The sequence below is a fragment of the Xanthomonas codiaei genome (assembly GCF_002939785.1).
GTDB classification, from domain to species: domain Bacteria; phylum Pseudomonadota; class Gammaproteobacteria; order Xanthomonadales; family Xanthomonadaceae; genus Xanthomonas; species Xanthomonas codiaei.
In genome coordinates this window covers 1-315 of record NZ_MDEC01000095.1, presented here as the reverse complement: position 1 = coordinate 315, position 315 = coordinate 1, and the positions used below count along the sequence as shown (strand labels likewise).

1 pseudogene is annotated in these 315 nt (G+C 67.6%); it reads right to left on the bottom strand.

Annotated features, from left to right (window positions below):
- Window positions 1–315: pseudogene (locus XcodCFBP4690_RS22880) on the bottom strand (IS110 family transposase); the annotation flags it as partial.

The window sequence follows — 315 nt, the reverse complement described above, 5'->3', positions numbered from 1 at the left end:
ACCAGCTTGCCGATCGCCTTGCCGGTCAAGCGGCCCAACTCCGGCAACTGCGCCGCCAAGCTCGCCAGCAGGACCGGGCCGACCCCCTTGACCTGACGCAGCACCTCCAGCTCCGCACGTGCAGCCACCTGCTGGGCAATGTGCGCGTCCAATTCACTCAACTGCTGCTGCCATTGCCGTAAACCGCAGTGCGCCTGCTCCTTGAGCCACGCATCGCTCAGTTGGGACGCCTGCTGGCGCTGCTGCTGCACCAGCGCCAGGACCTGCATGCGGCGCTGCTGGTAGGCGCGCAACCTCCGACGCCAGTCCTCCAGC